General features: G+C 61.9%; 24 protein-coding genes. 8 read left to right on the top strand and 16 right to left on the bottom strand.

Translation table 11 applies throughout. The features are described from left to right. Window positions 1–8: 8 nt before the first annotated feature. The 8 genes from HF682_RS08630 to HF682_RS08595 all read right to left on the bottom strand — a co-directional run bounded on the left by HF682_RS08630 (window position 9) and on the right by HF682_RS08595 (window position 11,221). On the bottom strand, window positions 9–680 hold the full coding sequence (locus HF682_RS08630) for an FHA domain-containing protein (protein WP_168876767.1): 672 nt from the start codon (window positions 678–680) through the stop codon (window positions 9–11). 51 nt (window positions 681–731) lie between these two features. Then, entirely contained in the window at window positions 732–1,562 is an 831-nt protein-coding gene (locus HF682_RS08625; protein WP_240947088.1) for a Stp1/IreP family PP2C-type Ser/Thr phosphatase, read from the bottom strand. Then, complete coding sequence (locus HF682_RS08620) at window positions 1,555–4,134, bottom strand: CHASE2 domain-containing serine/threonine-protein kinase (RefSeq protein ID WP_168876766.1); 2,580 nt, start codon at window positions 4,132–4,134, stop codon at window positions 1,555–1,557. The genes HF682_RS08625 and HF682_RS08620 overlap by 8 nt, the downstream gene beginning before the upstream one ends. A 195-nt stretch (window positions 4,135–4,329) precedes the next feature. Continuing rightward, the gene (locus HF682_RS08615) at window positions 4,330–5,637 is read right to left on the bottom strand and encodes a TolC family outer membrane protein (RefSeq protein ID WP_168876765.1); all 1,308 of its coding nucleotides are present in this window, start codon (window positions 5,635–5,637) and stop codon (window positions 4,330–4,332) included. Between the two features lie 45 nt (window positions 5,638–5,682). Beyond that, window positions 5,683–8,742 carry an efflux RND transporter permease subunit gene (locus HF682_RS08610; RefSeq protein ID WP_168876764.1) on the bottom strand — a complete coding sequence of 1,020 codons (3,060 nt, stop codon included), beginning with the start codon at window positions 8,740–8,742 and terminating at the stop codon, window positions 5,683–5,685. Between the two features lie 3 nt (window positions 8,743–8,745). Beyond that, window positions 8,746–9,840 (bottom strand): efflux RND transporter periplasmic adaptor subunit, encoded by a 1,095-nt coding sequence (locus HF682_RS08605; protein ID WP_168876763.1) that lies wholly within the window; start codon window positions 9,838–9,840, stop codon window positions 8,746–8,748. Further along, on the bottom strand, window positions 9,833–10,504 hold the full coding sequence (locus HF682_RS08600; RefSeq protein ID WP_168876762.1) for a TetR/AcrR family transcriptional regulator: 672 nt from the start codon (window positions 10,502–10,504) through the stop codon (window positions 9,833–9,835). Before HF682_RS08600 ends, HF682_RS08605 begins: the two co-directional genes overlap by 8 nt. A gap of 174 nt (window positions 10,505–10,678) precedes the next feature. Continuing rightward, the gene (locus HF682_RS08595) at window positions 10,679–11,221 is read right to left on the bottom strand and encodes a hydrolase (protein WP_168876761.1); all 543 of its coding nucleotides are present in this window, start codon (window positions 11,219–11,221) and stop codon (window positions 10,679–10,681) included. A 157-nt stretch (window positions 11,222–11,378) separates the two neighbouring features. On the opposite strand from HF682_RS08595, the gene HF682_RS08590 reads away from it, so the two are divergent. From HF682_RS08590 to HF682_RS08580, 3 genes are read left to right on the top strand one after another with little or no spacing between them, the layout of a single operon-like run. Continuing rightward, entirely contained in the window at window positions 11,379–12,149 is a 771-nt protein-coding gene (locus tag HF682_RS08590; RefSeq protein WP_168876760.1) for an enoyl-CoA hydratase, read from the top strand. Between the two features lie 52 nt (window positions 12,150–12,201). Then, window positions 12,202–12,615: a GFA family protein gene (locus HF682_RS08585; protein ID WP_205881946.1), complete on the top strand. Its 414-nt coding sequence runs from the start codon at window positions 12,202–12,204 to the stop codon at window positions 12,613–12,615. Beyond that, a complete protein-coding gene (locus HF682_RS08580) occupies window positions 12,608–12,949 on the top strand; it encodes an FKBP-type peptidyl-prolyl cis-trans isomerase (RefSeq protein ID WP_168876758.1) in 342 nt (113 codons plus the stop codon). The genes HF682_RS08585 and HF682_RS08580 overlap by 8 nt, the downstream gene beginning before the upstream one ends. Here the strand turns inward: HF682_RS08580 and HF682_RS08575 are convergent. Next, the gene (locus HF682_RS08575) at window positions 12,946–14,172 is read right to left on the bottom strand and encodes a winged helix-turn-helix domain-containing protein (protein ID WP_168876757.1); all 1,227 of its coding nucleotides are present in this window, start codon (window positions 14,170–14,172) and stop codon (window positions 12,946–12,948) included. The two genes, HF682_RS08580 and HF682_RS08575, sit on opposite strands and share 4 nt — an antisense overlap. A gap of 75 nt (window positions 14,173–14,247) precedes the next feature. After that, entirely contained in the window at window positions 14,248–14,739 is a 492-nt protein-coding gene (locus HF682_RS08570; RefSeq protein WP_168876756.1) for an SRPBCC family protein, read from the bottom strand. A gap of 452 nt (window positions 14,740–15,191) precedes the next feature. Here HF682_RS08570 and HF682_RS08565 point away from each other — a divergent pair, with 452 nt between their 5' ends. Both HF682_RS08565 and HF682_RS08560 read left to right on the top strand, forming a co-directional pair. Beyond that, window positions 15,192–16,481, top strand: a complete 1,290-nt coding sequence (locus HF682_RS08565) for an NAD(P)/FAD-dependent oxidoreductase (RefSeq protein ID WP_168876755.1) — start codon at window positions 15,192–15,194, stop codon at window positions 16,479–16,481. Window positions 16,482–16,491: 10 nt separating this feature from the next. Continuing rightward, window positions 16,492–17,610 (top strand): type III PLP-dependent enzyme, encoded by a 1,119-nt coding sequence (locus tag HF682_RS08560; RefSeq protein ID WP_168876754.1) that lies wholly within the window; start codon window positions 16,492–16,494, stop codon window positions 17,608–17,610. A 15-nt stretch (window positions 17,611–17,625) separates the two neighbouring features. Here the strand turns inward: HF682_RS08560 and HF682_RS08555 are convergent, their stop codons facing one another. Then, window positions 17,626–18,255 carry a helix-turn-helix transcriptional regulator gene (locus tag HF682_RS08555; RefSeq protein ID WP_168876753.1) on the bottom strand — a complete coding sequence of 210 codons (630 nt, stop codon included), beginning with the start codon at window positions 18,253–18,255 and terminating at the stop codon, window positions 17,626–17,628. Window positions 18,256–18,258: 3 nt separating this feature from the next. Next, a complete protein-coding gene (locus tag HF682_RS08550; protein ID WP_168876752.1) occupies window positions 18,259–19,470 on the bottom strand; it encodes an MFS transporter in 1,212 nt (403 codons plus the stop codon). A gap of 120 nt (window positions 19,471–19,590) precedes the next feature. Between HF682_RS08550 and HF682_RS08545 the strand changes: the two genes are divergently transcribed. Both HF682_RS08545 and HF682_RS08540 read left to right on the top strand, forming a co-directional pair. After that, window positions 19,591–20,244 (top strand): histidine phosphatase family protein, encoded by a 654-nt coding sequence (locus HF682_RS08545; protein WP_168876751.1) that lies wholly within the window; start codon window positions 19,591–19,593, stop codon window positions 20,242–20,244. Between the two features lie 81 nt (window positions 20,245–20,325). Further along, window positions 20,326–21,672: a deoxyguanosinetriphosphate triphosphohydrolase gene (locus HF682_RS08540; RefSeq protein ID WP_168876980.1), complete on the top strand. Its 1,347-nt coding sequence runs from the start codon at window positions 20,326–20,328 to the stop codon at window positions 21,670–21,672. 10 nt (window positions 21,673–21,682) lie between these two features. On the opposite strand, the gene HF682_RS08535 is transcribed toward HF682_RS08540, so the two are convergent. Then, a complete protein-coding gene (locus HF682_RS08535; RefSeq protein ID WP_168876750.1) occupies window positions 21,683–22,012 on the bottom strand; it encodes a hypothetical protein in 330 nt (109 codons plus the stop codon). A gap of 144 nt (window positions 22,013–22,156) precedes the next feature. On the opposite strand from HF682_RS08535, the gene msrB reads away from it, so the two are divergent. After that, the gene (gene msrB, locus HF682_RS08530) at window positions 22,157–22,564 is read left to right on the top strand and encodes a peptide-methionine (R)-S-oxide reductase MsrB (RefSeq protein ID WP_168876749.1); all 408 of its coding nucleotides are present in this window, start codon (window positions 22,157–22,159) and stop codon (window positions 22,562–22,564) included. Here the strand turns inward: msrB and HF682_RS08525 are convergent. The 3 genes from HF682_RS08525 to nirJ all read right to left on the bottom strand — a co-directional run bounded on the left by HF682_RS08525 (window position 22,552) and on the right by nirJ (window position 26,070). After that, a complete protein-coding gene (locus HF682_RS08525; RefSeq protein ID WP_168876748.1) occupies window positions 22,552–23,232 on the bottom strand; it encodes a Crp/Fnr family transcriptional regulator in 681 nt (226 codons plus the stop codon). The two genes, msrB and HF682_RS08525, sit on opposite strands and share 13 nt — an antisense overlap. A gap of 85 nt (window positions 23,233–23,317) precedes the next feature. Further along, window positions 23,318–24,859 (bottom strand): nitrite reductase, encoded by a 1,542-nt coding sequence (locus HF682_RS08520; protein ID WP_205881945.1) that lies wholly within the window; start codon window positions 24,857–24,859, stop codon window positions 23,318–23,320. Next, window positions 24,856–26,070: a heme d1 biosynthesis radical SAM protein NirJ gene (gene nirJ, locus HF682_RS08515; RefSeq protein WP_168876747.1), complete on the bottom strand. Its 1,215-nt coding sequence runs from the start codon at window positions 26,068–26,070 to the stop codon at window positions 24,856–24,858. The genes HF682_RS08520 and nirJ overlap by 4 nt, the downstream gene beginning before the upstream one ends. Window positions 26,071–26,116 lie beyond the last annotated feature (46 nt).

Raw genomic sequence — 26,116 nt, 5'->3', positions numbered from 1 at the left:
GGTGGGCGTCAGGGCTGCTGGAAGCGCATTTGTACGCCAGCCAGTTCGATCACGTCACCCGGCTGCAGCGGATGCGGCTGGCTGCCGATGGCAGCACCGTTCACCTGCGGGAAGCTTGCGCCCTCGACGTGGGTCAGGAAGAACCCCTGCGGGCGTCGGCTGATCACGGCCACCTGTACACCGGGCTTGCCCAACGTGACCAGGTTCTTGTTCAGCTCCAGCTCGCGTCCGGCGTTGCTGCCATTGAGGACGCTGATCCGGCCGCTCGGCAAAGCCGGTGCGGGTGCCGGGGCCGCTTGTGGTGGCGGCGGCGGGGGCAGATCGGCAGGCTTGATGCCCGGCCGCAACACCATGGTGCGATCAAAGCTGCCGCTGTCGACAGGCGCAGCCGCGCCTTCGGCGACATAGCGCAGACGGAATTTGCCGATCTCGATCTCATCGTTGTGCTTGAGAAAGTGCTTCTCGATCGGGCTGCCGTTGACCAAGGTACCGTTGGTACTTTTCAGGTCTTCCACATAGTACTCACCCTGGATGCTGTGCAAGGCCGCGTGCTCACCACTGACCGCCAGATTCTCGATCTGGATGTCGTTATGCGGCTTGCGGCCTATGGTCATCCGGCTGCCGCTCAGCGTGAATTCCCGTAGCTCGGCACCGTCCAGGCTCATGATCAGTTTGGGCATGGTGAAGTCCTTCTATCTTTTATCGTATGTCCAGTGCGCCCCTCAGCGCGTTCACAGCCAGGGCAGCAGCCAGCTGAAGCGGCTGCGGCGTGTCTTGAAGGAGCCTTTGACCTGGGCCAGAATGACCGAGACGTTATCCTTGCCGCCGGCATCATTGGCCATTTGTACCAGCTGTTGCGAGGCCAGCGGCAGGTTGCTGCCCAGCATCTGCATGGCTTCGGAAATCTCGTCGTCGGTCAGCATGTCATTGAGCCCGTCCGAGCACAGCAGATACAGATCGCCTTCCTCCACCTCATAATCGTTGATGTCCGCCTCAACGGCATCATCAATGCCCAGCGCACGGGTCACCAGATTGCGGTAGTGCGCGTGACGCGCCTGCTCTTCGGTCAGCAAGCCACTGTCAATCTGCTCCTGCAGCAGCGAGTGGTCGCGGGTCAGAACCTCCAGCCGCTCGTCACGCAGGCGGTAGAGCCGGGAGTCACCAATATGCGCCACGCTCAAACGGTTGTCGTAAAACAGGGTGACCACCAGGGTGGTGCCCATGCCGGCACATTGCGGCTGATTCCGTGCGGTCTGGAAAATTTCCCGGTTGGCATTGGCAATGGCATCCAGCAGCAGGCGGTGTGCCTGCGGGCGGCCACTTTCCGGATCGCGCTTGTGTAGCTCGACGCCGGGCATGCGCAGTTTCAGCTCGGTGCTGATGCAGGCAATGGCCATGCCGCTGGCCACTTCTCCCGCGTTGTAGCCGCCCATGCCGTCGGCGAGGATGGCCATGCCCATGCTGTTGTCGATGGCGACAGCATCCTCATTGTGTTCACGCACCATGCCCGGGTCTGACAGGGCAACCATCTCGAGTGCAGCACGCAGATCGGTATTACGCATGGCCGCACTCCGCCAGGCATTGCTGCAGGGCGGCCGCGAGTTCGGCGCCGCTCTGGTAGCGACGCTCGACATCCTTCTGCAAGGCCTTGTTCAGGATGGTAAGCACGCACAGGGGCAAGGCATTGTTGAACTGGGTAATGTCGCGCGGCGGATCATTGGCAATGCGGAACATCAGCTCGGCCATGGAGTCGCCATGGAAGGGCAAGTGCCCGCACAGCATCTGGTACAGGGTGACCCCCAGCGAGAACAGGTCCGACCGACCGTCGATCTTCTTGCCGGAGAGCTGTTCCGGTGACATGTAGCTGGGCGTGCCCAGCACCATGCCGGTTTTGGTACGGCTGGAGTCGGTGATGCGGGCGATGCCAAAGTCGGTCACCTTGACCGTGTGCTGGTCCGGCTCGTACATGATGTTGGCGGGCTTGATGTCGCGGTGTACCACACTCTGGCTGTGGGCATAGTTCAGCGCGTCCGCGACCTTGGCGATGATCTGCATCACGGTGGGCATCGGCAGCAGGTGATCCGGCTTGATCTGGTCGGCCAGGTCCTTGCCCTTGAGGAACTCCATGGCGATATAGGCCAGGTCGTGCTCTTCACCGGCGTCATAAATGGTGACGATGTTCGGGTGGTTCAGTCGCCCGGCCGTCTCGGCTTCGCGGAAGAAGCGGGCGCGGGCTTCATCCAGCTCCTCGGCTTCAAACTCCTGCGACAGGGCCATGGTCTTGATCGCCACTGTGCGGCCAATCTTCGGGTCCCGGCCGAAATACACCACCCCCATGGCGCCCTTGCCCAGCTCCTTCTCCACCTGGTAGCGGCCCAGCATCGGTTTTTCCGCACCAGCGGTGATCAGTGTCCCGGCGGCACCATGGCTGCCGGAGCCGCCAAGGATCACCGTCTCCGACATTTGCTGTGCGCGGGCCAACCGCTGTGGCAAATCCTTGTACTTGGCGTTGTAGCCGGACATGTACTGGAATACGGCGAGCGACTTGTTGAATTGCCGCTTGCGTTCAAAATCCAGTGCCAGGGTGTACAAGGTGTCCATCATGGTGTCGTCGATCGGGCACTTGCGGAATTTGTCGAAGGCCAGATCCAGCTGGCCCTGCCCCTGGAAGGCGAGGCCCAGCATGCGGTTGCTTTCTGCCGATTCGGCGTCGGCCTGTGCCTTGCCGCGCTCGGAGAACAGGAAACGGCGGGTGCTGATCAGCAGGTAACCGGGTACCAGCAGGCAGGCTGGAGCCATCAGCTTGACCCACTGCAGCTGGCTCTGCATCAAATAGAGTTCGCCACCGACCAGACCCGCCAGCAGCAGCAGGGTCAGGATCGCCCCCACCGCTGCACCCAGATGCGGCAGCACGGCCACCAGGAATACGGCAATCACCAGCAGTCCGGCCAAGGGCGCCCATTGCGCCCACTCCGGTTCACGTACCACATCCCCTTGCAGCAGGCTGGACACCGAGTGGGCCAGTGCCAGGACGGGCGGCATGGTGCCGGAAGGGGTGGACAGGGAGTCGCCCAGCCCCGCTGCGGTCGGGCCGATCAGGACGATTTTGCCACGATACTTTTCCGCCGGAATGATGCCGTTGTAGACATCAATGAAGGAATCGACCGGGAAGCTGGTATTGGCGTAGAACAGCGGGCGGAATCCCCCTTCGGTATCGCTCTGCAGGGTCTGGTTACCCAATTGCAGGCTATTGCCCAGCTCTACCTGGATTTGTCCGGCGGACAGGTTGAGCTGGCGGGTGGCTGCAATCAACGATAGCGAGGGGTAGATGGCTTCGCCATACTTCAAATACAACGCCTCCCGACGCACCAGGCCATCCGGGTCCGGCAGGTAGGTACTGTGGCCGATGCCGCTGGCAAAACGGCCATAGCTGTCGATAGGCCATACCATGCTGCGCAGTTGCAGTACCCCGGCACCCTTGCCGCGATCAATCACTTGGCCGATGCTTTGCCGCTGCGCCCATTCCGGTTGCGGCGGCGGGTTACCCAGTGACTCTCCGGGCAAGGCCAGCTCGGTGCCTGCAATCAGCACCGTATTTTTGGCTTTGGCCAGTGAGTCCGACATGGTCTTGTCGACATTCAGCGCTTTCTCGGCGTCACGCAGTACCTGTTGAATGGCTTTGAGGTCGGCCACGGCAGGCGCGGGCGGCGCAGGGGGCGCGTCACTGGCAGCTTGCTCTGGCATGCTGGCTGCCGCCCGGTTCTGGTTCTGCAGGGCCTTGGTGGTCAGCGCACTCAGTTTGTCAAAGTAGGCCATACCCGGGTCGATCTGCGGCTCCAGATAGTAGACGCTGTTGACCACGGTACGCGCTTGCGCCTCACCCAGTTTGTCGATGACCTTGGCGCCGATATCGCGTGGCCAGGGCCAGCGGCCAACGGTCTGGATACTTTTGTCGTCAATGGCAATGATGGCGATCTGGCTGCTGGGGGTACGCTCTACCCGTGCCATGCCGTAGTCGTAAGCTTTGCCATCCAGGACATCCACCATGGAGGTGTAGAACAGTAGTGGCAGTAACAAGAGGACCACCAGCAAGGCAAACACCCAATCCCGCTGCCAGAATGTGCGTTTGGACATGTACCGCCATCTCCCTGAGCCTTTAACATGCAAGGGGGAACACGGCCCCGCCGGGGGCCGTTGAACCGTCTGGCTTCATTCTATGTCATTTTGCGGTCAAAGGTGGCGTTTGCATTGTCTTGTCATGCCGGACGGCAGACGAACGCCGAAGAGTGGTGCCGCCGGTCAGCTGCAGGGCCACCCGGCGGTGGAGGGTCAGGGCTTGAGTCGGCTGTTGACTTCTTGCAGGTCGCTTTCGGTCAGTTGGCCGCTGGTGGCTTTCAGGCGCAGTGCTGTCAGCAGGTAGCTGTAGCGGGCTGCAGACAGGTCACGCTGGGTGGAATACCAGTTCTGCTGGGCATTGAGCACATCCAGGTTGGTTCGCACGCCGACTTCCTGCCCCAGACGGGTCGATTTCAGTGCGCTTTCCGAAGACACCAGGGCCTGCTCCAGTGCACGAATCTGCGCCGCACCGCTGGAGATGCCCAGATAGGCGCTGTTGGCATCCTGCACGGCTTTACGACGCGCCACCTCCAGCTCATCCCGGGCCTGTTCCTCTTTGGCCACCGCCTCACGCGATTTGGAGCTCAGCGCACCGCCAGCGTACAGCGGGATGTTCAGCTGCAAGGCGATGCTGCCGCTGGTGGTGTTGGTCGGAGAGCTGCCGCCGCCGGTACGGTTGTGCGCAGCGGTGGCCACCAGGTCCAGCGTAGGGTAGTGGGCCGCACGGGCCCTGTCGATTTCCCGGCTGGCCACCTCTTTCAGCAGCTGCTTGGCTGCCACATCCAGGCTGCCTTGCTCGGCTCTGGATTGCCATGCTTCGCTGCTTTGCGCCGGGGCGGATACCGGCAGTTTGCCGTCGAGCCGGGCCAGATGGCTGACAGGTTTACCGGTCAGCTGCGTCAAGGCCGCTTGTTTGACATTCAGGTCGTTACGAGCGGCGATTTCCGCCGCTACGATCTGGTCAAAGCGGGCCTGGGCTTCATGGGTATCGGTGATGGTGGCGGTACCCACTTCAAAGCTCTTTTTGGCCAGCGCCAGTTGCTGAGTCGTCGCTTCTTTCTGCGCCACGGTCAGCTGCACCCGGTCTTCGGCAGACAGAACATCAAAATAGGCCTGGGCCACCCGCAGGATCAGGTCCTGTTCTGCTGCCCGGCGCTGCACTTCCGCCAGCTCGACCTGCAGTTTGCCTTGCTCGACCTGTGCCAGCGATTGACCGTTGTAGATGGCCTGCTTGGCCTGGATCACAATGCCGTTGCTGTTGTAATGGCTATGAACGTCCCGGCCATTGCTGCGCAGCTCGGTATCGACCTCATTCCAGGTGGTATTGGCGCTGAGGTTGATTTGCGGCAGCAGCAGCGCCCTTGCCTGCGGGTAGCGCTCAATGGTGGCATCATGGCTGGCCAGGGCGGCGGCATAGCTGGGGTCACTCTGCAGTGCCTGACGATACAGCTCCATCAGGTCGGTGGCGTGGGCGCTCCCTCCCAGCAGGGTCAGCAGCAGCAGGTGGCGACGCAGTTTCATGGTCCATCCTTGTTTGGGTGCGTGATCAGAAGTATGCATGTATTTTCAGGCTTCCGGCTGGGGTTGGGGTTTGACCCGGAACCAGGCCGCGTACAGTGCCGGCAGGAACAGCAGGGTCAGAACCGTGGCCACCAGCAGCCCGCCCATGATGGCGAAGGCCATCGGTCCCCAGAAGATACTGCGGGACAGCGGGATCATGGCGAGAATGGCGGCCAGGGCGGTGAGCATGATCGGGCGGAAGCGCCGCACGGTGGCTTCGACAATGGCTTGCCAGGCGTGAGCCCCTTCGCGGATATCGTGCTCGATCTGGTCAATCAGGATCACCGAGTTGCGCATGATCATGCCGGCCAGTGCAATGATGCCGAGGTTGGCGACAAAGCCCATGGGCTGGTTGAACAGCAGCAAGGCGATGGCCACACCAATCAGGCCCAGCGGGGCGGTCAGCAGGACCATGAAGGTGCGCGCAAAGCTGTGCAGCTGCAGCATCAGCAAGGTCATGACCACAAACAACATCAGTGGCATCACCGCGGCAATAGATGCCTGTGATTCGCTAGAGCCCTCCTTGCTGCCACCCAGTTCGATGTGGTAGCCCGGTGGTTGCGCTTTCTCCAGCTTGCGCAACTCAGGCTCGATCTGATCGGACACGTCCGGTGCCTGCCAGCCTTCGGCAATATCCGCCCGCACGGTAATTACCGGGGTACGGTTGCGGTGCCACAACAGATTGTCTTCAAATGCCATCCGGACGGTGGCGATTTGCGACAGCGGTACCGTTTTGCCACTGGCCGTGCTGACCGGCAGATCACCCAGCGTTTGCAGCGAGGGCGTGTTTTGCGGGTCCAGCCGCGCCACCACGTCGATGGTCTGATCGCCATCGCGGTACTGGGTCATCGGTGCGCCCACCAGCATCAGGTTGAGGGTGCGCGACAGGCTCTGGGTGGAGACGCCCAGTGCGCGTGCCTTGTCCTGATCCACATCCAGCTTGAGGATGCGTGCCTGTTCCAGCGTGTCCTGGTTGACGTTACGGGTGTTCGGGTTGGCCCGCATGATGGTCGTTACCCGATCTGCCAGCTCACGAACCCGCTTCTGGTCGGGGCCCATCACCCGGAACTGCACCGGGTAGCCGACGGGCGGACCGTTTTCCAGCCGTACGGCACGACCGCGCACATTCGGGAAGTCGGTACTGAACCAGGTATTGAGCTGCTTGAGCAGCGCTTCCCGGTCGTCCAGACTCTTGGTCATGATCATCAGCTGGGCGTAGTTGGCGTTTTCCTGCTCCTGGTTCAGGGGCAGGTAGAAGCGCGGGCTGCCCTGACCGATATAGGTGGTCACGCTGTCCAGATGCGGGTTGCCTTGCAGCTTGCGCTCCAGCTTCTCGGCTTCAGCACGGGTGTTCGACCAGCTGCTGCCCTGCGGCAACCACAGGTCCACCAGCACTTCCACCCGGTTGGAAGTGGGGAAGAACTGCTTCTGCACAAACTTGAAGCTGAAAACCGAAGCGAGGAAGGCCAGCAGGGTCAACGCAATCACCAGCTTGCGATGGCGCAGGCACCAGTCTACCAGCGCACGGAAACGACGGTAGAACGGCTTCTGGTAAACGTCGATTTCTTCGCCATGATGCGCCAGCTCGGGCAGCAGTTTATAGCCAAGGTAAGGGGTAAACGTCACCGCCACGATCCACGACAGCACCAGGGCAATGGCCACCACCGCAAAGATGCTGAAGGTGTACTCCCCCGCTGCTGACTTGGCCAGCCCCACCGGCAGGAAACCGGCGACGGTGATCAAGGTGCCGGTCAGCATCGGGAAGGCGGTGGCGGTATAGGCGAAGGTGGCCGCACGTACACGGTCCCAGCCTTGCTCCAGTTTTAGCGCCATCATTTCCACGGCGATAATGGCATCGTCCACCAGCAGGCCGAGCGCGATGATCAGTGCACCGAGCGAAATGCGCTGCAGGTCGATATTGAACAGGTACATGGCAATGAAGGTCATCGCCAGTACCAGCGGGATGGACAGCGCCACCACCACCCCCACGCGCAGGCCCAGCGAGACAAAGCTGACCGCCAGCACAATGGCCACCGCTTCCAGCAATGAATGCATGAACTCGTTGACGGCGTTCTTCACCACTTTGGGCTGGTCAGACACCGGCTCGATATTCACGCCCAGCGGCAGTTCATGCTTCAGCTGCTCAATGGTGGCGGTCAGGTCCTGGCCCAGCTTGATGACGTCACCGCCCTTGGCCATGGAGATGGCCAGCGCAATACCGGGCTTGCCTTGGTGGTGGAAGGCAAAACTCTGCGGGTTCTGATAACCGGCGTAAACGGCGGCCACATCAGACAGCTTGAACGTACGGCCTGCTGCCCGTACCGGGGTATTGGCAATGCTCTGTACCGAATTGAACTCGCCCGACGTGCGAATGTAGAGCCGGTTGCCGCCTGCCTCCACAAAGCCGGAGGGCTCCAGCCCGTTTTGCTGGCTGAGGGTGCCAATGATGGTGAGGGGATCGACCCCCATTGCAGCCAGCTTGGTGGTCGAGAAGTTGACGTATACCTTTTCTGCCTGAACCCCCAGCAGTTCGACCTTCTTGACGTTCTCCACCCGCAATAGCGACTGACGGGCACGGTCGGACAACTTGCGCAGCTCTGCCATGCTGTAGCCGTTGCCGGTCAGTGCGTAGATGGAGCCATAGGTGTCGCCGAATTCGTCGTTGAAGAAGGGACCGAGCACGCCTTGGGGAAGGTTCTGGCGGATGTCACCGATATTGCGGCGCACCTTGTACCAGATATCCGGGATTTCCTTGGGCGGGGTGTCACCACGCACTTCAATGAAGGTGACCGCCTCGCCCGGCTTGGCGTAGGAACGGATGTACTTCAGGTACGGCGTTTCCTGCAGTTTTTTCTCGACCTTGTCGAGGACCTGGTCCTGCATTTCCTGTGCGGTGGCACCCGGCCACAGGGTCTTGACCAGCATCAGCCGGAAGGTGAACTCCGGGTCTTCCTTCTGGCCCAGCTTGCCATAGGTGATGAAGCCGGCCAGCATGAACACCAGCATGAAGTACAGCACCAGGGTACGGTGCTTGAGCGCGAGCGCCGAGAGGTTGAGGGATTTCATGGTTTACAGCCCCTCGACCGGGCGGACTTTCTGTCCTTCCCGCAGCAGGTTGGCACCGGCGGCCACCACTTGCTGGCCGGGTTGAATGCCTTGCTCGATACGGACCAGATTACCCTGCAAGGCGCCATGTCGCACCGCTTGCAAATGGACCTTGCCGGACTTGCTGTCGTACACCCACACCCCGCTGCGGTTCCCCTGGCTGTAGAGGGCACTGATCGGCAGGGCTACACCGGTGGCGGTAGCTTGCGGCAGTCGCAGCTGGCCGCTCATGCCGGCGTGGACCTGACTGTCAGCATCGACGATGGTGACACGGGCGCTGAAGGTTCGGGTGACGGCATCTGCTTCCGGCGACAGTTCGCGCAGGCGAGCCTGGTAGGGTTTGCCCGGGTTAGCCCACAGGCTGACCGTCAGCCCATTGCTGCTGGCCAGCTGTTGCCGCTGGGATTCGGGCACCGCCACCACCAGCTCCAGCTCTTGCCCGGCAGACAGTTTGCCGATCACCTGACCGGCCGCGACCACCTGGCCGGCTTCCAGGTCCAGCTGGCTGATCACGCCATCCTGTTCGGCACGCAGCTCGGTGTAACGGGCCTGATTGCCAGAGCTTTGTGCCTGGGCTTCCGTCTGTTTCAGGCGGGCATTGCTGCTGTCGAGTGTGGCTTTGCGACGCTCAAATTCAGCCTGGCTGATAAAACCCTGATCACGCAGCTGGCGGAAGCGGGCGAGGTCACGGTCGTTCTGTTGACGTTCGACACTGGCGGCATCCTGCTGGGCACGGGCCGCGGCGCTACCCAGCTGGTAGTCGGTCGCGTCCAGACGGGCCAGTACCTGACCATTCCTGACGGTATCCCCGACATTGACCAGCCGTGCCGTGACCTTGCCAGCCACCCGGAAGGAGAGCCGCACCTCATGGCGCGGGCGTACTTCGCCGGCCAGTTGTTGCGGGTCGGCAGCGGCCGTGGTGCTCACGGTCATCAGCTTGACCTGGCGGATGTCTTCGTACGGCGCTTCCGCAGGCTTGTTGCAAGCTGCCAGCAGCAAGGGCAGGGCCAGTATGGGCAAGTAGTGGGGCAGGCGGGATGGCATGTGGGTGTTATCCATGGTGAGTCTGAATGTCGGTGGTGCGCAGGCCGTTGAAGAGGATGTCAAGCGCCTGCTGGAACAGCAACTGGCTGTCCAGCCGGGTCTGCTGGTTTTGCTGGGCGAAGCAGTGCTTGTGCATCACGCTGTAGAGCATGGGCGCAATGATGATATGGGCAGCGTAAACCGGGTCCAGCCGACGGATCTCGCCGCGTGCCATGCCGGTTTCCAGCAGGTGGATCAGCTGCTGGTGGAAGCGCTGAATGACATGAGTGTCGTAGTAGGCGGCCACATCCGGGAAATTGCCCGCTTCGGCCATCATCAGCTTCAGGATGCCGGAGCGCGGGGTTTCCAGCACGGTTTGCCGCCAGTGGTCGGCAATGTTCTGCAGCTGCTGCTGCAGTGAATGGTCTGCAGAAGCGTCGATATAGGATTGCACTTCATCCAGCCGTGGCTGGATGGCGGACTTGATGATCTCGCGAAACAGCTCTTCCTTGTTCTGGAAGTACAAGTAGGGCGTGCCCTTGGTGACACCAGCCTGTCGGGCGATGTCTTCCATTTTGGTACCGGCGTAACCCTTCTCGATAAACACCGCCAGCGCGGCATCCATGATCTCGCCTGGGCGTGCTTCCTTACGGCGCAGCCAGCGGCATCCGGGTTGATGGTTCTCGGGCGTCGATTGCATGAGTAAATTACTGAACAGTTATTTAGTGTGCATGGTAAGGCGGTCCATGGCTTCTGTCAATAAGTTACTGAACAGTTATTTAGTCAAAAAATGGGCATGAGGCGGTGCGTGCTGGCACCACAGCTGCAGTGATCAAGGTGTGACCCACCCTGCAGCGGATCGATAGGTGTTGGCTTAGCGGAGAAACTGTTGGCTGAGCTGTTTGAACTCGGGGGTGGCGGCTTGATGTGCCCATTCAAACAGGCACATCTCGCGGCTGACGATGGAAAGCCCCAGGGCTTGCAGGCGCTGCAAGGCCAGTTGATGATCCAGGGGCTTGCGGCTACCGATGGCATCGGCCACCACAAACACATCCAGCCCGCTGGCGTGCAGGTCCCAGGCGGTTTGCAGCACGCAGACATGGCTTTCCATGCCACAGATCACCACCTGACGCCGTTGCTGCAGCAGCTCGGCAGGCAGGCAAGCGGCCGCCACACAGGAGAAATGGGTCTTGTCGACCACGGGGGCATCAGGTGCCAGTGCGCGCAATTGCGGGTGGGTTGGGCCCAGCCCCTTCGGGTATTGCTCGGAAAAGAGGATGGGCACCCCCAGATGGCGGGCGACGCCCATCAGCCAGTGACAATGCTGCAGCAGTGCATCGGCCTGATCTATGGCGGGCAGCAACTTTTCCTGGACATCGACTACCAACAGCAGGGATTGGTCACGATGCAGCAGCATGGCGGGGCTCCGGAGTGATGGGTCGATTGTAGGCGGCTTGGGGCGTGCTGCAAAGGCCATTGCAAAAATTGCGCTTATGTCAAGCAAGCAGTTGCTTGATTTTACAAAAAACACGGTATAGGCTAGGCACACCAATCAGATCAGGGAGCGCAGGGGCATGAGCGATGCGATCAGCAGTGACATTCAGGATGGTGTGGCCATCCTGCGGATCAACCGACCAGAGAAGAAAAATGCACTGACGCAGGCCATGTATACGGCGCTGTGCGATGGCATTGACGCGGCCGATGCCAACCCGGCGGTGCGTGCAGTGCTGATTACCGCCACGCCGGGCTGCTTTACCAGTGGCAACGACATCAATGATTTCCTGCAAAATCCACCGCAGGATGAAAACAGCCCGGTACTGCGCTTCCTGCACACCATCAGCCACAGCAAAAAGCCGCTGATTGCCGCCGTCACCGGCTTGGCGGTGGGGGTGGGCAGTACCCTGTTGCTGCACTGCGAGCTGGTCTACATGGCACAGGGTGCTACCCTGCAATTCCCGTTTACCAAACTGGGCTTGTGCCCGGAGGCAGGCTCCAGCTTCTTGCTAACGCAACGCGTGGGGTACGCCAAGGCCAGTGAAATGCTGTTGCTGGGTGAGCCCTTGTCGTCCACCACAGCCTTGCAATACGGTATCGCCAATCAGGTGGTGGCGGATGATGAAGTGGAGGCGCTTGCCTTGGCGCAAGCTCGCAAGCTGGCCGCGCTGCCGCCGCAGGCGTTGTATACGTCGAAAAGCCTGATGCGCCGCGCTCATCGTGCGCTGGTAGAGGACACCATGCGTGCTGAGGCAGAGCAGTTCAGCCATATGCTGCGCGGCGAGGAAGCGATGGAAGCGATGATGGCCTTCATGCAGAAGCGTGCACCGGATTTTTCCCGGTTCAGTTAAGTGCCGGTCTGCCCCTATAATGGCGCTGCTTGAGTCCACGGGGGTAGCCAGCATGAGCGAGATACTGGAAGGGCGTTGCCTGTGCGGCGCGGTTGCGTTTGAGGTGCAAGGGCCGGTCGAGCGGGTGTCCCACTGCCATTGCAGCATGTGCCGTAAAGGGCATGGTGCTGCGTTCGCGACATATGGCACCGTGCGCGCTGCCCAGCATCGCTTCACCCGTGGTGATGCGCACATCGGGCGCTACACCTCCTCTCCCACTGTAGAGCGCTGCTTTTGTACCCGTTGTGGCTCGCCGTTGCTATGGCATGAGCCGAGCAGCGGCTGGCTGGCCTTCCCGCTGGGGGCGCTGGAGACGGCGTGGCAACCGGCACAGCATATGCACATCTTTGTCGATTCCAAAGCGCCGTGGTTTGAGATTACCGACCACTGGCCACAATACGCCAGGAGTACCGGTGCCCATGAGTAAGGAACTGGAGATCACCGATCTGGTGCTGGGCGAAGGCAAGGCGGTGGTCAAGGGCGCACTGATCACTACCCACTATCGGGGCTGGCTGGAAGAGGGCACTGAGTTTGATTCCTCCCTCCAGCGAGGCAAACCCTTTCAGTGTGTGATTGGCACCGGGCGGGTCATCAAAGGGTGGGACCAAGGCCTGATGGGCATGCGGGTGGGTGGCACCCGCCGCCTGGCGGTTCCGGCGCACCTGGCCTACGGCGAACGGCAGGTGGGCGCCTTGATCAAGCCGCATTCCAATCTGCTGTTCGAAATCGAGCTGCTGGAAGTGCTGACCCGCGACGACTAGGCTTGGCTCGCCAGCTCGGCATGCAGCAAGGGGGCCAGCCGGTCGGGCAGGGCGCCGCTCAGCTGCACTTCCGGTGTGGCGTGCCAGCGGGCAAACTCGAGCAGGGTACGCACCAGATCACGTGCCAGCCCCTGACTGGCACGTACACCTGCCTCCAGATGCAGCGCTTTGACCTCCATCCGCCCCTGTTGACGGTGTGCCTTGGCATCCATGCGGCCAATCAGCGCGCCGTTGCGCAGGATGGGCAGCACAAAGTAGCCGTATTGCCGCTTGGGCGCCGGGGTGTAGCACTCCAGACGATAATCGAACTGGAACAAGGCATTGGCACGTTTGCGGTCCCATACCACCGGGTCAAACGGTGAGAGGATGCGGGTGCCCCGGGCCTGCAATGTTCCTGCCAGCGCAGCATCCAGCAGCTCGGCATGGTCCGGGTGGATGTAGACGGTGTCACCACTCTCTGCGAGGGTGGCCTGCAGTAATAATCCTTGCCGGGCCAGCGTGGAGGGTTGCAGTTCTGCTTCCAGCCGCCCCATACGGTAATAGTCGGCTACCCAGCCGGGGTGGGCTACGCCCAGTGCCTTCACCGCCTGCAACACCAGTTGCCGCTTGCAGTCCTGTACCGGTTGCAGATGCTGTGCATCCTGCCAGCCGGGCAGCACCCGCTCGCGCAGGTCATACACCCGCTGGAAACCTTGCCGACGCGCTACCATCAGCTCACCGCTGGCGAACAGCACTTCCAGCGCCCGCTTTTCCGGCTTCCAGTTCCACCAGCCAGCCTGATGCCCCTCTGGCTGCTCGAAGTCGGCGGAGCGCATGGCCCCCTGATGCTGGATATGCTGCAGCACCCGCTCAACTACCCCCGGGTGCTCACGTCGCCATTGGGTGGCTGACTTCCAGCCCAGTTGCTCAGGGTCGACCATGCGGTGCCGCAGCAGGCCATAGTCTTCGATTGGCAGGAAGCAGGCTTCATGTGCCCAGTATTCAAACAGCTGCCCCTCAGCCAGGGCGTCATCCAGCCATTGCTGTTGATAGTCGCCCAGGCGGCTCCACAGCACCAGATAGGGGCTGCGTGCCACCACACTGATGGTGTCGATCTGCAGCAAGGCCATGCGACGTATGGTGGCCAGCACATCGGCCGGGCGTGCCTTGCGGCGTGGCGCAGCCAGCAGGCCCTGGGCGGCGAGGTGCAGGGCACGGGCGGCAGGCAGGCTAAGGGCGGTCATGGGAGGGGCCAAGGAATGGGGGGCCTTTAATCTAGCACATATAGAACAATTGTTCTATATTCATGTGGCGCATGTTCAGTGCAGATCACCGGATTCCAGCTTCTGGTCCTCCACCAGCTCGCGGATCAGCCGGATGGTGTCGATATCCGCCTCACGGTAGGCGGCTTTGACATAGCTGGCCACTTTGACCGCCTCGCCAGAATCGCCGCTGTCGTCCGGTAGCGGGGTGTCGTAGGTGAAGCGGACGAACAGGCTCTCCCCATCCGGGCTCTCGATGCGCATGGTGAGGCTGCCTCCGCCGTGCTGTTCGCTGGCCTCGGTCAGGTAATGCACGGCTTGCCGGGACTCAAAGCGGACTTCATCACGCACCACCAGGCTGCCAAAGTGCAGTTCGCGGCGCAGGCCCTGCTCGCTGCGTGACAGGATGTGGGCCGCATCCAGCTGTGGCATGAAATGCTGCGGGTCGGTTGCGCGGCGGACCAGACCGGCCCATAACTGGGCGTGTGTCAGCTGGACCGAGAGGGAGTTGTCGCGGTCATTGATTTCGATCAGATGCTCAAAATGCATGCAGGGTGTCCTGTGGGCGAGTCTCTTGTCAGTTTGCCTGATCCGGTGCGGGTTTGGCCATGCTGACGGTCGGCAGACAAAAGTGGTTAGTCTATAAAGTGCTTTGCTGCGATGCAATAATCGTGTAATATTAAGGCGTTACCTTACTCGGTAATCAAAGCATGCCCTCAAGGGAGGGGATGGGCCGGAACGGGCAAGTTGGGCTGTATCGTCCGTGGCCGGTGGTTGTCGTCAAGCAAGGCAAGGGTTGCAACCGCCCGCGTACAGCTAATCGTCCCACAAGGACGTGATGCCAGAAACAAAGGAGCAAATCATGGGCTGGGCTCTGTTTATCTTCAAGCGATAAATCGGCGCATGCCGGTAAAAAGCCGCACGGGATGCCGTTGCGGCTTTTTTGTTGTCTGCGTTACCCTGCACGTGCGGCATCTGCCGCTTCAGTGGAGGTCGGCCTGATGTTTGAGTCCTCAGCGCAGTATCCGGACAGCTGGTACGCCGCGTCTAGCCTGGATCGGCAGCGATCGCGGCCGCCCTTGCAGGACGACGCGGATGTGGATGTCTGTGTGGTCGGCGCGGGTTTCACCGGTTTGTATACCGCCCTCGAGCTGGCCGAGGCCGGATTGTCCGTACGGGTGCTGGAGGCCAGCCGGGTGGCATGGGCGGCCTCCGGGCGCAATGGGGGCCAGCTCATCCTTGGTTTTTCCTGTGACATGCCGCCGTTTGAGGCCGCGCTCGGTACGCAGCGGGCCAAAACCATCTGGCAACTGGTGAGAGCGGCCGCAGCAGATATCCGCCAGCGTATCCAGCGTCACCAGATCGACTGTGAGCTGGCCAGCGGCCATGTCTGGACCGCAGTCATGCCCCGCCGGATCAAGATCCTGACCGACTGGCAGGAAGAGGCCGCCCGCCACTGGGATTACCCGCACCTGCAGTTCATCCCGCAAGCCGAGCTACCGGAGTATGTGGGCTCGCCGCGCTATGTGGCCGGGCTGCTCGACAGCGAAGGCGGTCATCTGCATCCCTTGAAGTATGCGCTGGGGCTGGCTGACGTCTGTGAGGCGGCTGGGGTGACCCTGCATGAGCAAAGCCGGGTGCTGGACTACCAACGCGAAGGTGATGGCTACCGGGTACGTACTGAGCAGGCCACACTGCGCTGTCGCAAGCTGGTGCTGGCCTGCAATGCCTATCTGGACCGGCTGGCCCCGCACCTGTCAGCGCGGGTATTACCGGTCGGCACCTATATGATCGCCACCGAGCCGTTGCCGGAAGTACTGGCGCGCGAGATCCTGCCGCAAAACCATGCGGTGTCCGATAACCAGTTTGTACTCGATTACTTCCGGCTGTCCGCGGATCGACGCCTGTTGTTTGGCGGCAAGTGTACCTATTCCGGGCGCACCCCGGCCAATCTGGCAGAGCGGATGCGGGCGGACATGCTGCGGGTATTCCCGCAACTGCGTGATGTGGCGATCAGCCACTGCTGGGGCGGGCATATCGACATTACCGTGCACCGCACCCCGGATTTTGGGGGGGAGCAGGATCTGTACTGGGCACAAGGCTTCTCCGGTCACGGCTTGATTCCGACCCGCGTGGCAGGCAGGGTGCTGGCATCGGCCATCCTGGGTGATGAGCAACTACTGAACCTGTTCCGCGCGCTGCCCAACCCGGCTTTCCCCGGCGGCGACTGGCTGCGGGTGCCGCTGCAGGCTGCGGGCATGGCCTGGTATCGCCTTCGTGATTATCTGTGAGGAATACAGCATGAGCCGCCCCTTATTCAACGCGGACTTGCGCGCCCAGTTGCTGGCCGCACCCTATACCGGTCCACAACTGTGGATGGATCGCGCGGTATTGCGCGACCGGGTGCTGCGCTTTCGTCGCGCCCTGCCTGCGGTGTACCCGCACTTTGCGGTGAAATGCAATCCAGACCCGCAGGTGCTGCAGTGCCTGCATGAGGCGGGAGCCGGTTTTGAGATTGCTTCGCCGGATGAATTGAAATTGATGCTGGAGCTGGGGGTGCCTGCCGCCGAGCTGTATTACAGCAACCCGGTCAAGTCCCGCGAGGCCATCGCCCAGGCGGTGGTCGCCGGGGTGCAATGGTATGTGGTGGACTGTGTCGAGGAATTGCACAAGGTGCATGCCCTCTACCCGCAAGCCTCGTTCTATTTGCGGTTGCATACCGACAATCAGGGCTCGCAAGTGGCGCTGTCCGGCAAGTTTGGCGCAGGTGAGGTGGAGGCCGAGGCGGTGTTGCAGGCGGCGCTGGCCTGTGGCGCCGATCTGGCGGGCATTACTTTTCATGCCGGGTCACAATGTTGCCGAGTGGAGAACTGGCTGTCCGGTATTGCTGCCGCCAAGCAGTGGTTCCAGCGTATGCTGGAGCGAGGCCTGACGCCGCGGCTGCTTAACCTCGGTGGCGGTTTCCCGGCAGAATACGACAGTGTGGTCCCCAGCATCGAGACCTTGGGGCAGGCGATTCATGACGCCTTGCAGGGCATGCCTGCCTCGGTACGCATCATGGCTGAACCTGGACGCTATCTGGTGGCGGAAGCCGGGGGATTGCTGTGTCAGGTGATCGGCACCACCCGGCGCGGCGGGCAGCGTTGGGTGTATCTGGATGTCGGGGTGTTCAATGGCCTGCTGGAGTCGATCACCGGCTTTAGCTACGCCATCGACGCCTCACGGGAAGGGCCGCGCGCAGCATGGACCATGGCGGGCCCCACCTGTGACTCGATGGACATCTGCGCTGAGGCTCAGCCATTGCCTGTGACGCTGCAGGAAGGGGACCGTCTGTGGGTACATACCGCGGGCGCCTACAGCAATGCCTGCGCCAGCCGTTTCAATGGTTTTCCGCTGCTGCCGGTACGCCTGATCGGCTGATGGGCGCGTCTGGGCTCAGGTGGGTTTCAGCCACTGAATGCGATAAGTGCAACGGCGGGCGCCCGCCAGCAGGTGTTCGCTGCGTTCGACCTTGAAAGCCGGTCCCAGGCTGTGCTGGAACAGGGTCAGCTCCGCGCGGCAAAAACCTTGGCACTGACGTGCTGCAGCACAGATCGGGCAATGGTTTTCCAGCAGCAGCCAGTGGCCGTCCTCGTCGCGCTGTGCTTCCGCCATATAGCCCTCTTCACTGCGCAGGCGCGCCAGCGTGGTGACCTTGCTGGCCAGGTCGGCCTGGCTGGCCAGTGCCGCTTGATAGTGCTGCCGGGCTTGCTGCTCGCGGGCGGCAATCAGCTGGTCCAGCCCGGCCTCGCCGAACAGGCTGCGCACCTGATCAATCAGCTGCAGGGTAAGGTCGCTGTGCCGGTCGGGGAAGCGGGCGTGCCCGGCGTCGGTCAGCATCCAGTAGCGGCCTGGGCGACCTACGCCTTCAGCGCGCTCTTCGGACTGCAGCAATCCTTTGGCTTCCAGCGCCAGCAGGTGCTTGCGCGCGCCCATGGGGGTCAGGTCCAGCGCATCGGCCAGTGTCTGTGCCGTTTGTGCGCCTCGGGTTTTCAGCAGATAGAGTATCTGTTCCGCACTGCTCATGGCTCAGGCCTCCTGCAAATGGGTTCGCCGGGCAAGACGCAAGATGCCCCAGGCACCCCATGCGCAGCATCCTGCACCCAGCAGCAGCACCAGGCGGGTGTCCAGCAGCGTCAGCCCCCCGCCGATCACGGCGATCAGCATGTTCGACAGGAAGAAAATGCTGGCCAGCAAGCCCATCACGCTGCCTTGCCCCTGACTGGCAAAACGCTCTGACCAGTAAATGGGCATCCGGGTGTTGTAGAGCGAGATGGGCAGGCCTACCAATACGATCACGACAATCCCTGCCCACGATGTCCACAGTGCCTGCAGGGCGATCGCTGCGGCCAGCAGCAGGGCATAGCGCCCGGCTTGTGGCAAGGCACCTTCTGTGCCTTTGTACAGGGGAATGCTGCTGATGCCGGTCATCACAATGCACAGCACGGCAGTAACCCAGGAGATCTGCTGGCTGTCAAAACGGTGATACTCCACCAGCCACAGTGGGTAAAACTCATAGAAACCCGAGATGCCGATGGCGACACCCATCTGCAGCAACGCCAGCTGGCGGATGGCCGGGTCCCGCAGCAAGGACAGCACATTGCGGTGGCGAATGGTCTGCCACAGCGTGTGGTCGTTGGCATGGGAGGGGGTGTCGCCGGGCAGTGCCAGCCAACAGCCGATCAGGCAGCATAGCACGGCGGCGCTGGCGATCCAGAACGGCACACTGTAGCCCCAGCCCACGGTGGCCCCGCCCAGCATGGGGCCTACCAGCCAGCCCGCGTACAGCGCCGAGTTGATCAGAGACAAACCACGATTACGGTCCAGCCCGGGAATGCTCACCGAGATGGCGCGGGCAATTGCCGTATTGCCTTCCACCAGACCCACTGCAAAGCGCCCCAGCATGAACAGCGGCAACAAGCGGGCCTGCAGGGCCAGCGCGGTGAGTGCGTGCAGCAGCACGGCCAGACCCAGGCTCCAGGCCAGCACCTTTCGCTGACCAAAACGGTCGGCCAGCGGCCCCAGTACCATACTGCCGAGCAGGCAGCCGAGCGGGTTCAGCGCCAGAGTGATGCCCAGCAACAACTTGGGCGGCAGACCGAGGAAATGATTGAAACGGTCTGGTGCGGTATCCACAAACAGCGGCGCCAGGATCGGGTAGGGCAAGGAAGCGCCGACCGTACTGATCAGTGCAATGGCGCACAGGATCAATAAGGCAAGCATGGGGTGGCGATTGGACATGGTTAAGGCTCCGGCGAAGACAGAACAGTTTAGCGCCCCCAGTCTTTATTTGTAAACTTATTTGTTTACAAATGACGTGAGGCTTCCCCAGCGACTGGGCTTGCCGCTATGATCGTAAGCATGAACTTATCGACACTTCCCGCGGACGCCACCCGTCTGTGCCTGATTCGCCATGGTGAAACCGACTGGAACCTGGCGCGCCGCCTGCAAGGACAGACCGACATCCCGCTGAATGCCACCGGTTTGGAACAGGCTGAGGCGCTGGCGCGTGGCTTTCCGGCGGTTGCGGTGGATGCACTGTATTGCAGCGACCTGCAGCGTGCCCGGCAAACGGCGGCGCCCTTGCTGGCCCGGCTGGCGTGCGCGCAGAGGCTCAGCCCAGCACTGCGCGAGCAGCACTTTGGGATCTTCCAGGGGCATACCTACGCCGAGATGGCAGAGCAGCAGCCGGAGCTATATGCCCGCTACCGGGCGCGAGACCCGCAATGGGAGATTCCGCAAGGGGAGTCCATCCAGCGTTTTTACGACCGGGTGACACAGGCGTTCGACGCCATGGCCATGCAGCACCGTGGGCAAACTCTGGTGGTGGTGACCCACGGCGGTGTGCTGGACATGCTGTGGCGACATGCCCACGCATACCCGCTCTCAGCGCTGCGGCAGGTGGAGATCCCCAATGCTGCGTTCAACTGGGTGAGCTGGCATCAGGGGCGCTGGCAGGTAGAGCATTGGGCGGTGCAGGATCATCTGGCAGCGGCCCTCGACGAGCTGACCTGAACGCGGGGCGACAAGCCTCGCTGCCTGCTTTATCATGCGGCTTTCCACCCCGAAGGCCCTGCCGTGCGCTCTTCTTCCCGCATGAACTGGAACCAGTTGTTGTCGACCACCCGCTTCAAGGTGGTGGATGGGCAGGTGCAGACTACCGTGGCCGGGGCCGCTGCCGACAGCGCCATCGGGTTGCGTACCGACTTTCACATCGACCATGACCGGGTGGTGTTCTCCAGCGCCTTTCGCCGTCTGGGCCGCAAGACCCAGGTGCACCCGCTGGCCAGCCATGACCACACCCACAACCGGCTGACACACAGTGTGGAGGTGTCCTCGGTGGGCCGTTCGCTGGGCAACCGGGTTGGCGCTGCCCTGGCCGAGCATGGCGAGCTGCCGGCGGGCTATACCCCGTTTGACATCGGTGCCATCGTACAGGTGGCCTGCCTCGCCCACGACATCGGCAACCCGCCATTTGGCCACACTGGCGAGGATGCCTTGCGTGTCTGGTTTCGTGACCCGGCGCGGCAGCATCTGCTGACCGGGCTGAGCACGGCAGAAGCGCAGGATGTCCAAACCTACGAAGGCAATGCCCATGGTTTTCGCATGGTCTCCAATCTGGAGATGTATGCGGGCGAAGGCGGCATGCGGCTGACGGCAGCGGCGCTGGGCAGCCTGATGAAATACCCGTGGGCGGTGGATGTGTCGCCCAAACCGGGCAAGTTCAACCTGTACCAGTCCGAGCTGCCGTATTTTCGTGCCGTGGCGGCGGCTTTGGGCTTGCCGGAAGTCAGCGCCAATCGCTGGGCGCGCCATCCGTTGTCCTACCTGATGGAGGCGGCGGACGACGTGTGCTATGCCATTCTTGACCTGGAAGATGCGGTCGAGATCGGTATTCTGGATGTGCAGGAGTTTGAGCATTTGCTGCTGCCGCTGGCGGGGCTGGATGAGCGTGCGCTGACCAGCCAGGACCCACGGCAGAAATGTGCGCTGGTGCGCGGTACGGTGGTGGGCAAATGTGTGGCGGCACTGGCGGATCGCTTCATGGCACATTATCACGACCTGATGGCGGGCCAGTTCACTGGCAAGGACTTGCTGGCCGTCTGCCCGCAAGATATCGGCGATGCCTTGCAAGGCGCCAAGGAGCTGGCCAGCCGCAAAGTCTACCGTCACCGCAGCAAAGTGGTGACCGAGGTGGCGGCCTACCCCTGCATGGCCACCATCCTGGCGGTGTTGATCCCGGGGGTGCATACGCTGGTGACCCAGGGCGAAGCAGCACTCTCCACCCGTGAGCGCATCCAGCTCTCCCTGCTGGAGCGCCCGCTGCCGGTGCGGGATGGACTGTACGCCTGCTATATGAGCGTGCTCGACTTTGTGGGCAATATGACGGATAACGCGGCGGCCAATCTGGCGCGCGAGATTTCCGGGGTGGGCATTCTGTAGCGGCGTACCCTCAGATCAGATCGTCGGCCCGGCCCAGAAAGCCCAGCGAGGGATTGAGCTGGGAGCGCAGCCGCTTGCGGCTGAGCAGTTTGTGCTGGGCTTCCGGTGGCAAGTCGGTAATGCGCAGGATGTTTTTCTGGATCAGGGTATCCACCAGATCTTCCAGTACCCGCACCAGTTCACGGTCCAGCACATCGAAGCTGCCACCGGTACCTTCACCTTCGCCCAGAAAGGCGATCACTTCCGGATGATCGGCAGGCAGAAAGCTGTCGGCTGCGTCGGAGGCCTCTTTCAGCAGGGCGACGATCTGGCCATGGTTGTCACGTTTGATATACGGCATCGTTCCCTCCCTGGGCGATACACTGCAGTATGATTCATCTTGCGCCAGCCGGACGTGAGGCGCCAGTGTACTGAAGTACAACTGACAGAATCGTGGCTGGGCGCCGACCAAACAACATGCCCTGACCTGAACCGGAGTGCTGACATGACGGACAAGCTGATCAAGTCTGACGCCGAATGGCGCGAACAACTGACCGCCGAGCAATACCGGGTCACCCGGCAAGCCGGTACCGAGCGCCCGTATAGCGGCGTGTTTTACCGGCACGATGCCGCGGGAGATTACCACTGTGTCTGCTGTGGTGCGCTACTGTTTCACGCCGATACCAAGTTTGATGCCGGCTGTGGCTGGCCCAGCTTCTGGGAGGAGGCGGTGCCCGGCAGCATCACCCGTCTGCGCGATGCCAGCCACGGCATGATCCGGGTGGAGGTGCGTTGTAGCCGTTGTGATGCCCACCTGGGCCATGTCTTCCCCGATGGGCCGGAGCCCACTGGCGAGCGCTACTGCATCAACTCGGTGGCCTTGACCTTTGCAGGCAAAGATCAACCGGGCTGATATTGCTCCAGTTCCGGCAATTGCCGGATGAGGATGTCGCGGCCATTGACCTCGATCAGCCCTTCCTCGCTCAGCTGGTGCAGCACGCGGGAAAAAGTCTCTGGCGTCAGGTTGAGCCGCGAGGCAATCAGGTTTTTATTGACCGGCAGGTGAACATTGGCCCCCTGCTGATGCGGCTTGCACACCTGCAGCAGGTAGTTCACCACCCGCTGCGTGGCATTTTCCACCGAGTAACGCTCGACATCGCGTACCAGTGCGTGCAAACGCAGGGAGAGCCCGGCCAGCATGTGCAAGGCAAAGCCGGGGTCATTGCGAACGGCCTGGTGGATGACTTCAGAACTCACATGCAGCAGCATGCCATCCTCCACAAACTGGCCGAGCAAGGGGTAGGGGCGCTGCAGGAACATCACCGCTTCGGCAAAGCTCTGGCCGGGATGGAAGATTTCCATCACCTTTTCGCTACCGCTGGGCGCAATCAAGGACAGTTTGACCTTGCCGTACACCACCAGATACATGCCATCGCAGGGATCGCCTTTCTGAAAGATGACCTGGCCTTTTTCACCACGCACCTCGCGGGTGCCCGGCACCAGCAGCTCGCGCTGTTCATCCGATAACTGCTGGAACAGCGGCTGATGCTTCAGAAATTCGCGGATATTGATCGACAGCATGGGTAGGCCTTCCTTCGGTCAGGTTGACGAAGGATAAGGGGTTTGACCAGTAGAAACCATCCATCACAAGAACTAGTTCTCCTCGTCAATGGCTGGTGCCCTCCGAGCGGTTCACCTTGTTGTAGACGTTGTATTTTCCGATCGGCTTCATCATTGGCAGCGACTTGACCTCTTGCAAGGTGCGCGCATCGACTACGATCAGCTCACCCGGGCTTTCCATGATGCTGACCAGTGCATAACGGCCATCCCGGGTGAATTCAACGTGGGCATTGGTCTTGCCGGGGCGCAACGTCAGCTCACGCACCACTTGCAGGGTGCGCTTGTCGATGATGAACAGGGTGTCCTTGCGCGGCGACATCATGGCATCCACCCAGGCGTAGGGTGTTTGCTCATGGCTGCGCAGGAAAAAACCGGGGCCGGGGGTCGTGATCTGCTTGACCACTTGCCAGCGGTCCATGTCGATGACCGTGACGCGACCGCTGTTCAGGTTAGGACTCGCCATCAGGTGGTGGCCATCCTGCTCGAAGGTGATGCCGGAGCCCAGGTGCGGCATGCCATCCAGCGGCAGGGTGGCCACCTTGCTGCGGCTGTCCAGATTGATCACCTGCGCACTGCCATCGCGCGAGGCCGCCATCACGTGCTGGTAGCGGGTGTCAAAGAAAAAGTCATCCAGCACCATGTCCAGTGGCGTGACGCGCGGGTTGAGGTAGCCGGGAATGGCCAGACCTTCACCCATCTTGTAGTCGTGCACATAGCCGGGGTAGATCGGCTCGGCATCTTCGCGGTAGGAAATCTCCCACAGCTCGCTGGCGTCCTTGAGCGCCACCACAAAGCTGCGACGCGGTGCGGCATCGTAGACGGCCGACACGCGGGACAATTTGCCACTACGGTCCTTGACCGGGATGGTCTTGACCGGCTTGAGGCCATTGGTGTCGAGCAGCACCAGGGTTTCCGGCAAGGTATTGCCCGCCAGCACCCAGCGACCATCCGATGACACCGCCAGATTGCGGGTATTCAGGCCAACACGAATCTCGGCCACCATCTGCAGGGTGTAGAGATCGTACTGGCTGACCCAGCCATCACGGCTGGCAAAGTAGACAAAACGGCCATCCGGCGAGAACTTGGGGCCGCCATGCAGCGCAAAGCGGCTCTGGAAGCGGGCGATCGGCTCAAAACGATCACCATCGAGTACGCTCACATGGTGATCCCCCGCTTCCACCACCACAAACAGGTTGTGCGGGTCGGCGCGGTAGCCCGGGCGGGTGGGCAGCGTGGCCGGGTCGAGGTACTGCACGCGCGAGGCGTTCATGTCCTGCTCGCGCCACTGTGGTACTTCACTGGGGGCCTGACGCAGCCAGTTGGCCAGCAACTGGATGTCTTCCGCACTCAGCCGGTCGGCAAAGCCCTGCATCTGGGTGGCGGGGCGACCTTGGCGGATCACACTGAGAATCTCGCCCGGTTTCAGGCGTTCCAGGCTCTGTGGCAACAGGGCGGGGGCCATGCTGCCCATGCGCTGGTTACCATGACAAGTCAGGCAATGCTGCTGATACAGGGTGGCGGGGTCGGCGGCCAAGCTCTGCAGGCTGAGCAACAACAGGATAGCGGCAGACAGTTTGGGCAGCATCATGGCTGGGTCTCCATGCTGACCAGCGGGATACGCTGCCAGCGGGTCAGCGGGGCCAGCGGGAACGCCCCATCCGCCACGCCGACTTCCTGATCACTCAGATAACAGGCCGGGTCGGCCGCCCAGTAGTCACCGGTCAGCTCCCAGGCGCGCACGCGGGTGTTGCCGTTGCAAATCGCCAGATGCTGACAGGCACCGCAGCGTCCCTGTACCGGGCGGGGCTGCTGCTTGAGCCCGGCCATCAGCGGGTGGCCGGTGTCCGGCCAGATGGCCGAGAACGGTCGCTCGCGCACATTGCCCAGTGTCACCTTCCACCACATGGTGTCCGGGTGTACGTTGCCCAGATTGTCGATATTGGCCACATTCACCCCGCTGGCATTGCCCCCCCATTGCTGCAAGCGCTGACGGAGCTGCGTGGCGTGTTGTGGATAATGCTGTTCGGCCCAGTGCAGCAGGTAGACGCCATCGGCATCGTTGTTGCCGGTGACGAAATCCTTGGGGCGGCCCGCCTGCAGATAGCGCAGGCATTCGGCAATCAGCAGGTCCATCGCCCAGCGGGTGCGCTGGTGACGCGCGTCGGTATCACGGTGCTTGTTGCCGCGCCCGGCATAGTTGAGGTGCGAGAAATAAAACTTGTCGATGCCTTCATCGTCGACCAGCTGCAGCAGGGCGGGCAGGTCGTCGGCGTTGTCCTCGGTCATGGTGTAACGCACGCCCACCTTCATGCCCGCATCGCGACACAGGCGGATACCCTGCAAGGCGAGGTCAAAACCGCCTTGCAGACGCCGGAAGCGGTCGTGGGTGGCACCGATACCGTCCAGACTGATGCCGACATAATCAAAGCCGACATCGGCAATGCCGGCCACCCGGTCCGGCGTGATCAGGGTGCCATTGCTGGACAGCCCGACATAAAAGCCCAGGTCCTTGGCACGCTTGCCAATCTGTAATATATCGGGCCGCAGCAGTGGCTCGCCGCCGGACAGGATCAGCACCGGCACGCCAAAGGCGCGCAGGTCGTCCATCACGGCAAACACCTCATCGGTACTCAACTCACCGGCAAAGTCCTTGTCGGCCGAGATGGAGTAGCAGTGCTGACAGGTCAGGTTGCAGCGGCGGATCAGGTTCCAGATCACCACCGGCCCGGCCGGTTTGCGCGCAGGGGGCAGCGGTGACGGGTGTAGCAGGGATTGCAGATACGGGGTCAGGCGCAGCATGGGAATCGCCCAGCAAGAATGTCCATGCCGACATGGTCCTGCGAAG

This window comes from Leeia aquatica, assembly GCF_012641365.1.
Classification (GTDB): Bacteria; Pseudomonadota; Gammaproteobacteria; order Burkholderiales; family Leeiaceae; genus Leeia; species Leeia aquatica.
Note: the sequence above shows the minus strand (reverse complement) of the source record. Positions and strands in the feature narration are given on the sequence as shown.

What these genes read in the sequence shown, in the direction of transcription:
- HF682_RS08630 (WP_168876767.1), bottom strand. Translation starts at nt 680, where the DNA reads ATGCCCAAACTGATCATGAGCCTGGACGGTGCCGAGCTACGGGAATTC.
- HF682_RS08625 (WP_240947088.1), bottom strand. Translation starts at nt 1,562, where the DNA reads ATGCGTAATACCGATCTGCGTGCTGCACTCGAGATGGTTGCCCTGTCA.
- HF682_RS08620 (WP_168876766.1), bottom strand. Translation starts at nt 4,134, where the DNA reads ATGTCCAAACGCACATTCTGGCAGCGGGATTGGGTGTTTGCCTTGCTG.
- HF682_RS08615 (WP_168876765.1), bottom strand. Translation starts at nt 5,637, where the DNA reads ATGAAACTGCGTCGCCACCTGCTGCTGCTGACCCTGCTGGGAGGGAGC.
- HF682_RS08610 (WP_168876764.1), bottom strand. Translation starts at nt 8,742, where the DNA reads ATGAAATCCCTCAACCTCTCGGCGCTCGCGCTCAAGCACCGTACCCTG.
- HF682_RS08605 (WP_168876763.1), bottom strand. Translation starts at nt 9,840, where the DNA reads ATGGATAACACCCACATGCCATCCCGCCTGCCCCACTACTTGCCCATA.
- HF682_RS08600 (WP_168876762.1), bottom strand. Translation starts at nt 10,504, where the DNA reads ATGCAATCGACGCCCGAGAACCATCAACCCGGATGCCGCTGGCTGCGC.
- HF682_RS08595 (WP_168876761.1), bottom strand. Translation starts at nt 11,221, where the DNA reads ATGCTGCTGCATCGTGACCAATCCCTGCTGTTGGTAGTCGATGTCCAG.
- HF682_RS08590 (WP_168876760.1), top strand. Translation starts at nt 11,379, where the DNA reads ATGAGCGATGCGATCAGCAGTGACATTCAGGATGGTGTGGCCATCCTG.
- HF682_RS08585 (WP_205881946.1), top strand. Translation starts at nt 12,202, where the DNA reads ATGAGCGAGATACTGGAAGGGCGTTGCCTGTGCGGCGCGGTTGCGTTT.
- HF682_RS08580 (WP_168876758.1), top strand. Translation starts at nt 12,608, where the DNA reads ATGAGTAAGGAACTGGAGATCACCGATCTGGTGCTGGGCGAAGGCAAG.
- HF682_RS08575 (WP_168876757.1), bottom strand. Translation starts at nt 14,172, where the DNA reads ATGACCGCCCTTAGCCTGCCTGCCGCCCGTGCCCTGCACCTCGCCGCC.
- HF682_RS08570 (WP_168876756.1), bottom strand. Translation starts at nt 14,739, where the DNA reads ATGCATTTTGAGCATCTGATCGAAATCAATGACCGCGACAACTCCCTC.
- HF682_RS08565 (WP_168876755.1), top strand. Translation starts at nt 15,192, where the DNA reads ATGTTTGAGTCCTCAGCGCAGTATCCGGACAGCTGGTACGCCGCGTCT.
- HF682_RS08560 (WP_168876754.1), top strand. Translation starts at nt 16,492, where the DNA reads ATGAGCCGCCCCTTATTCAACGCGGACTTGCGCGCCCAGTTGCTGGCC.
- HF682_RS08555 (WP_168876753.1), bottom strand. Translation starts at nt 18,255, where the DNA reads ATGAGCAGTGCGGAACAGATACTCTATCTGCTGAAAACCCGAGGCGCA.
- HF682_RS08550 (WP_168876752.1), bottom strand. Translation starts at nt 19,470, where the DNA reads ATGTCCAATCGCCACCCCATGCTTGCCTTATTGATCCTGTGCGCCATT.
- HF682_RS08545 (WP_168876751.1), top strand. Translation starts at nt 19,591, where the DNA reads ATGAACTTATCGACACTTCCCGCGGACGCCACCCGTCTGTGCCTGATT.
- HF682_RS08540 (WP_168876980.1), top strand. Translation starts at nt 20,326, where the DNA reads ATGAACTGGAACCAGTTGTTGTCGACCACCCGCTTCAAGGTGGTGGAT.
- HF682_RS08535 (WP_168876750.1), bottom strand. Translation starts at nt 22,012, where the DNA reads ATGCCGTATATCAAACGTGACAACCATGGCCAGATCGTCGCCCTGCTG.
- msrB (WP_168876749.1), top strand. Translation starts at nt 22,157, where the DNA reads ATGACGGACAAGCTGATCAAGTCTGACGCCGAATGGCGCGAACAACTG.
- HF682_RS08525 (WP_168876748.1), bottom strand. Translation starts at nt 23,232, where the DNA reads ATGCTGTCGATCAATATCCGCGAATTTCTGAAGCATCAGCCGCTGTTC.
- HF682_RS08520 (WP_205881945.1), bottom strand. Translation starts at nt 24,859, where the DNA reads ATGATGCTGCCCAAACTGTCTGCCGCTATCCTGTTGTTGCTCAGCCTG.
- nirJ (WP_168876747.1), bottom strand. Translation starts at nt 26,070, where the DNA reads ATGCTGCGCCTGACCCCGTATCTGCAATCCCTGCTACACCCGTCACCG.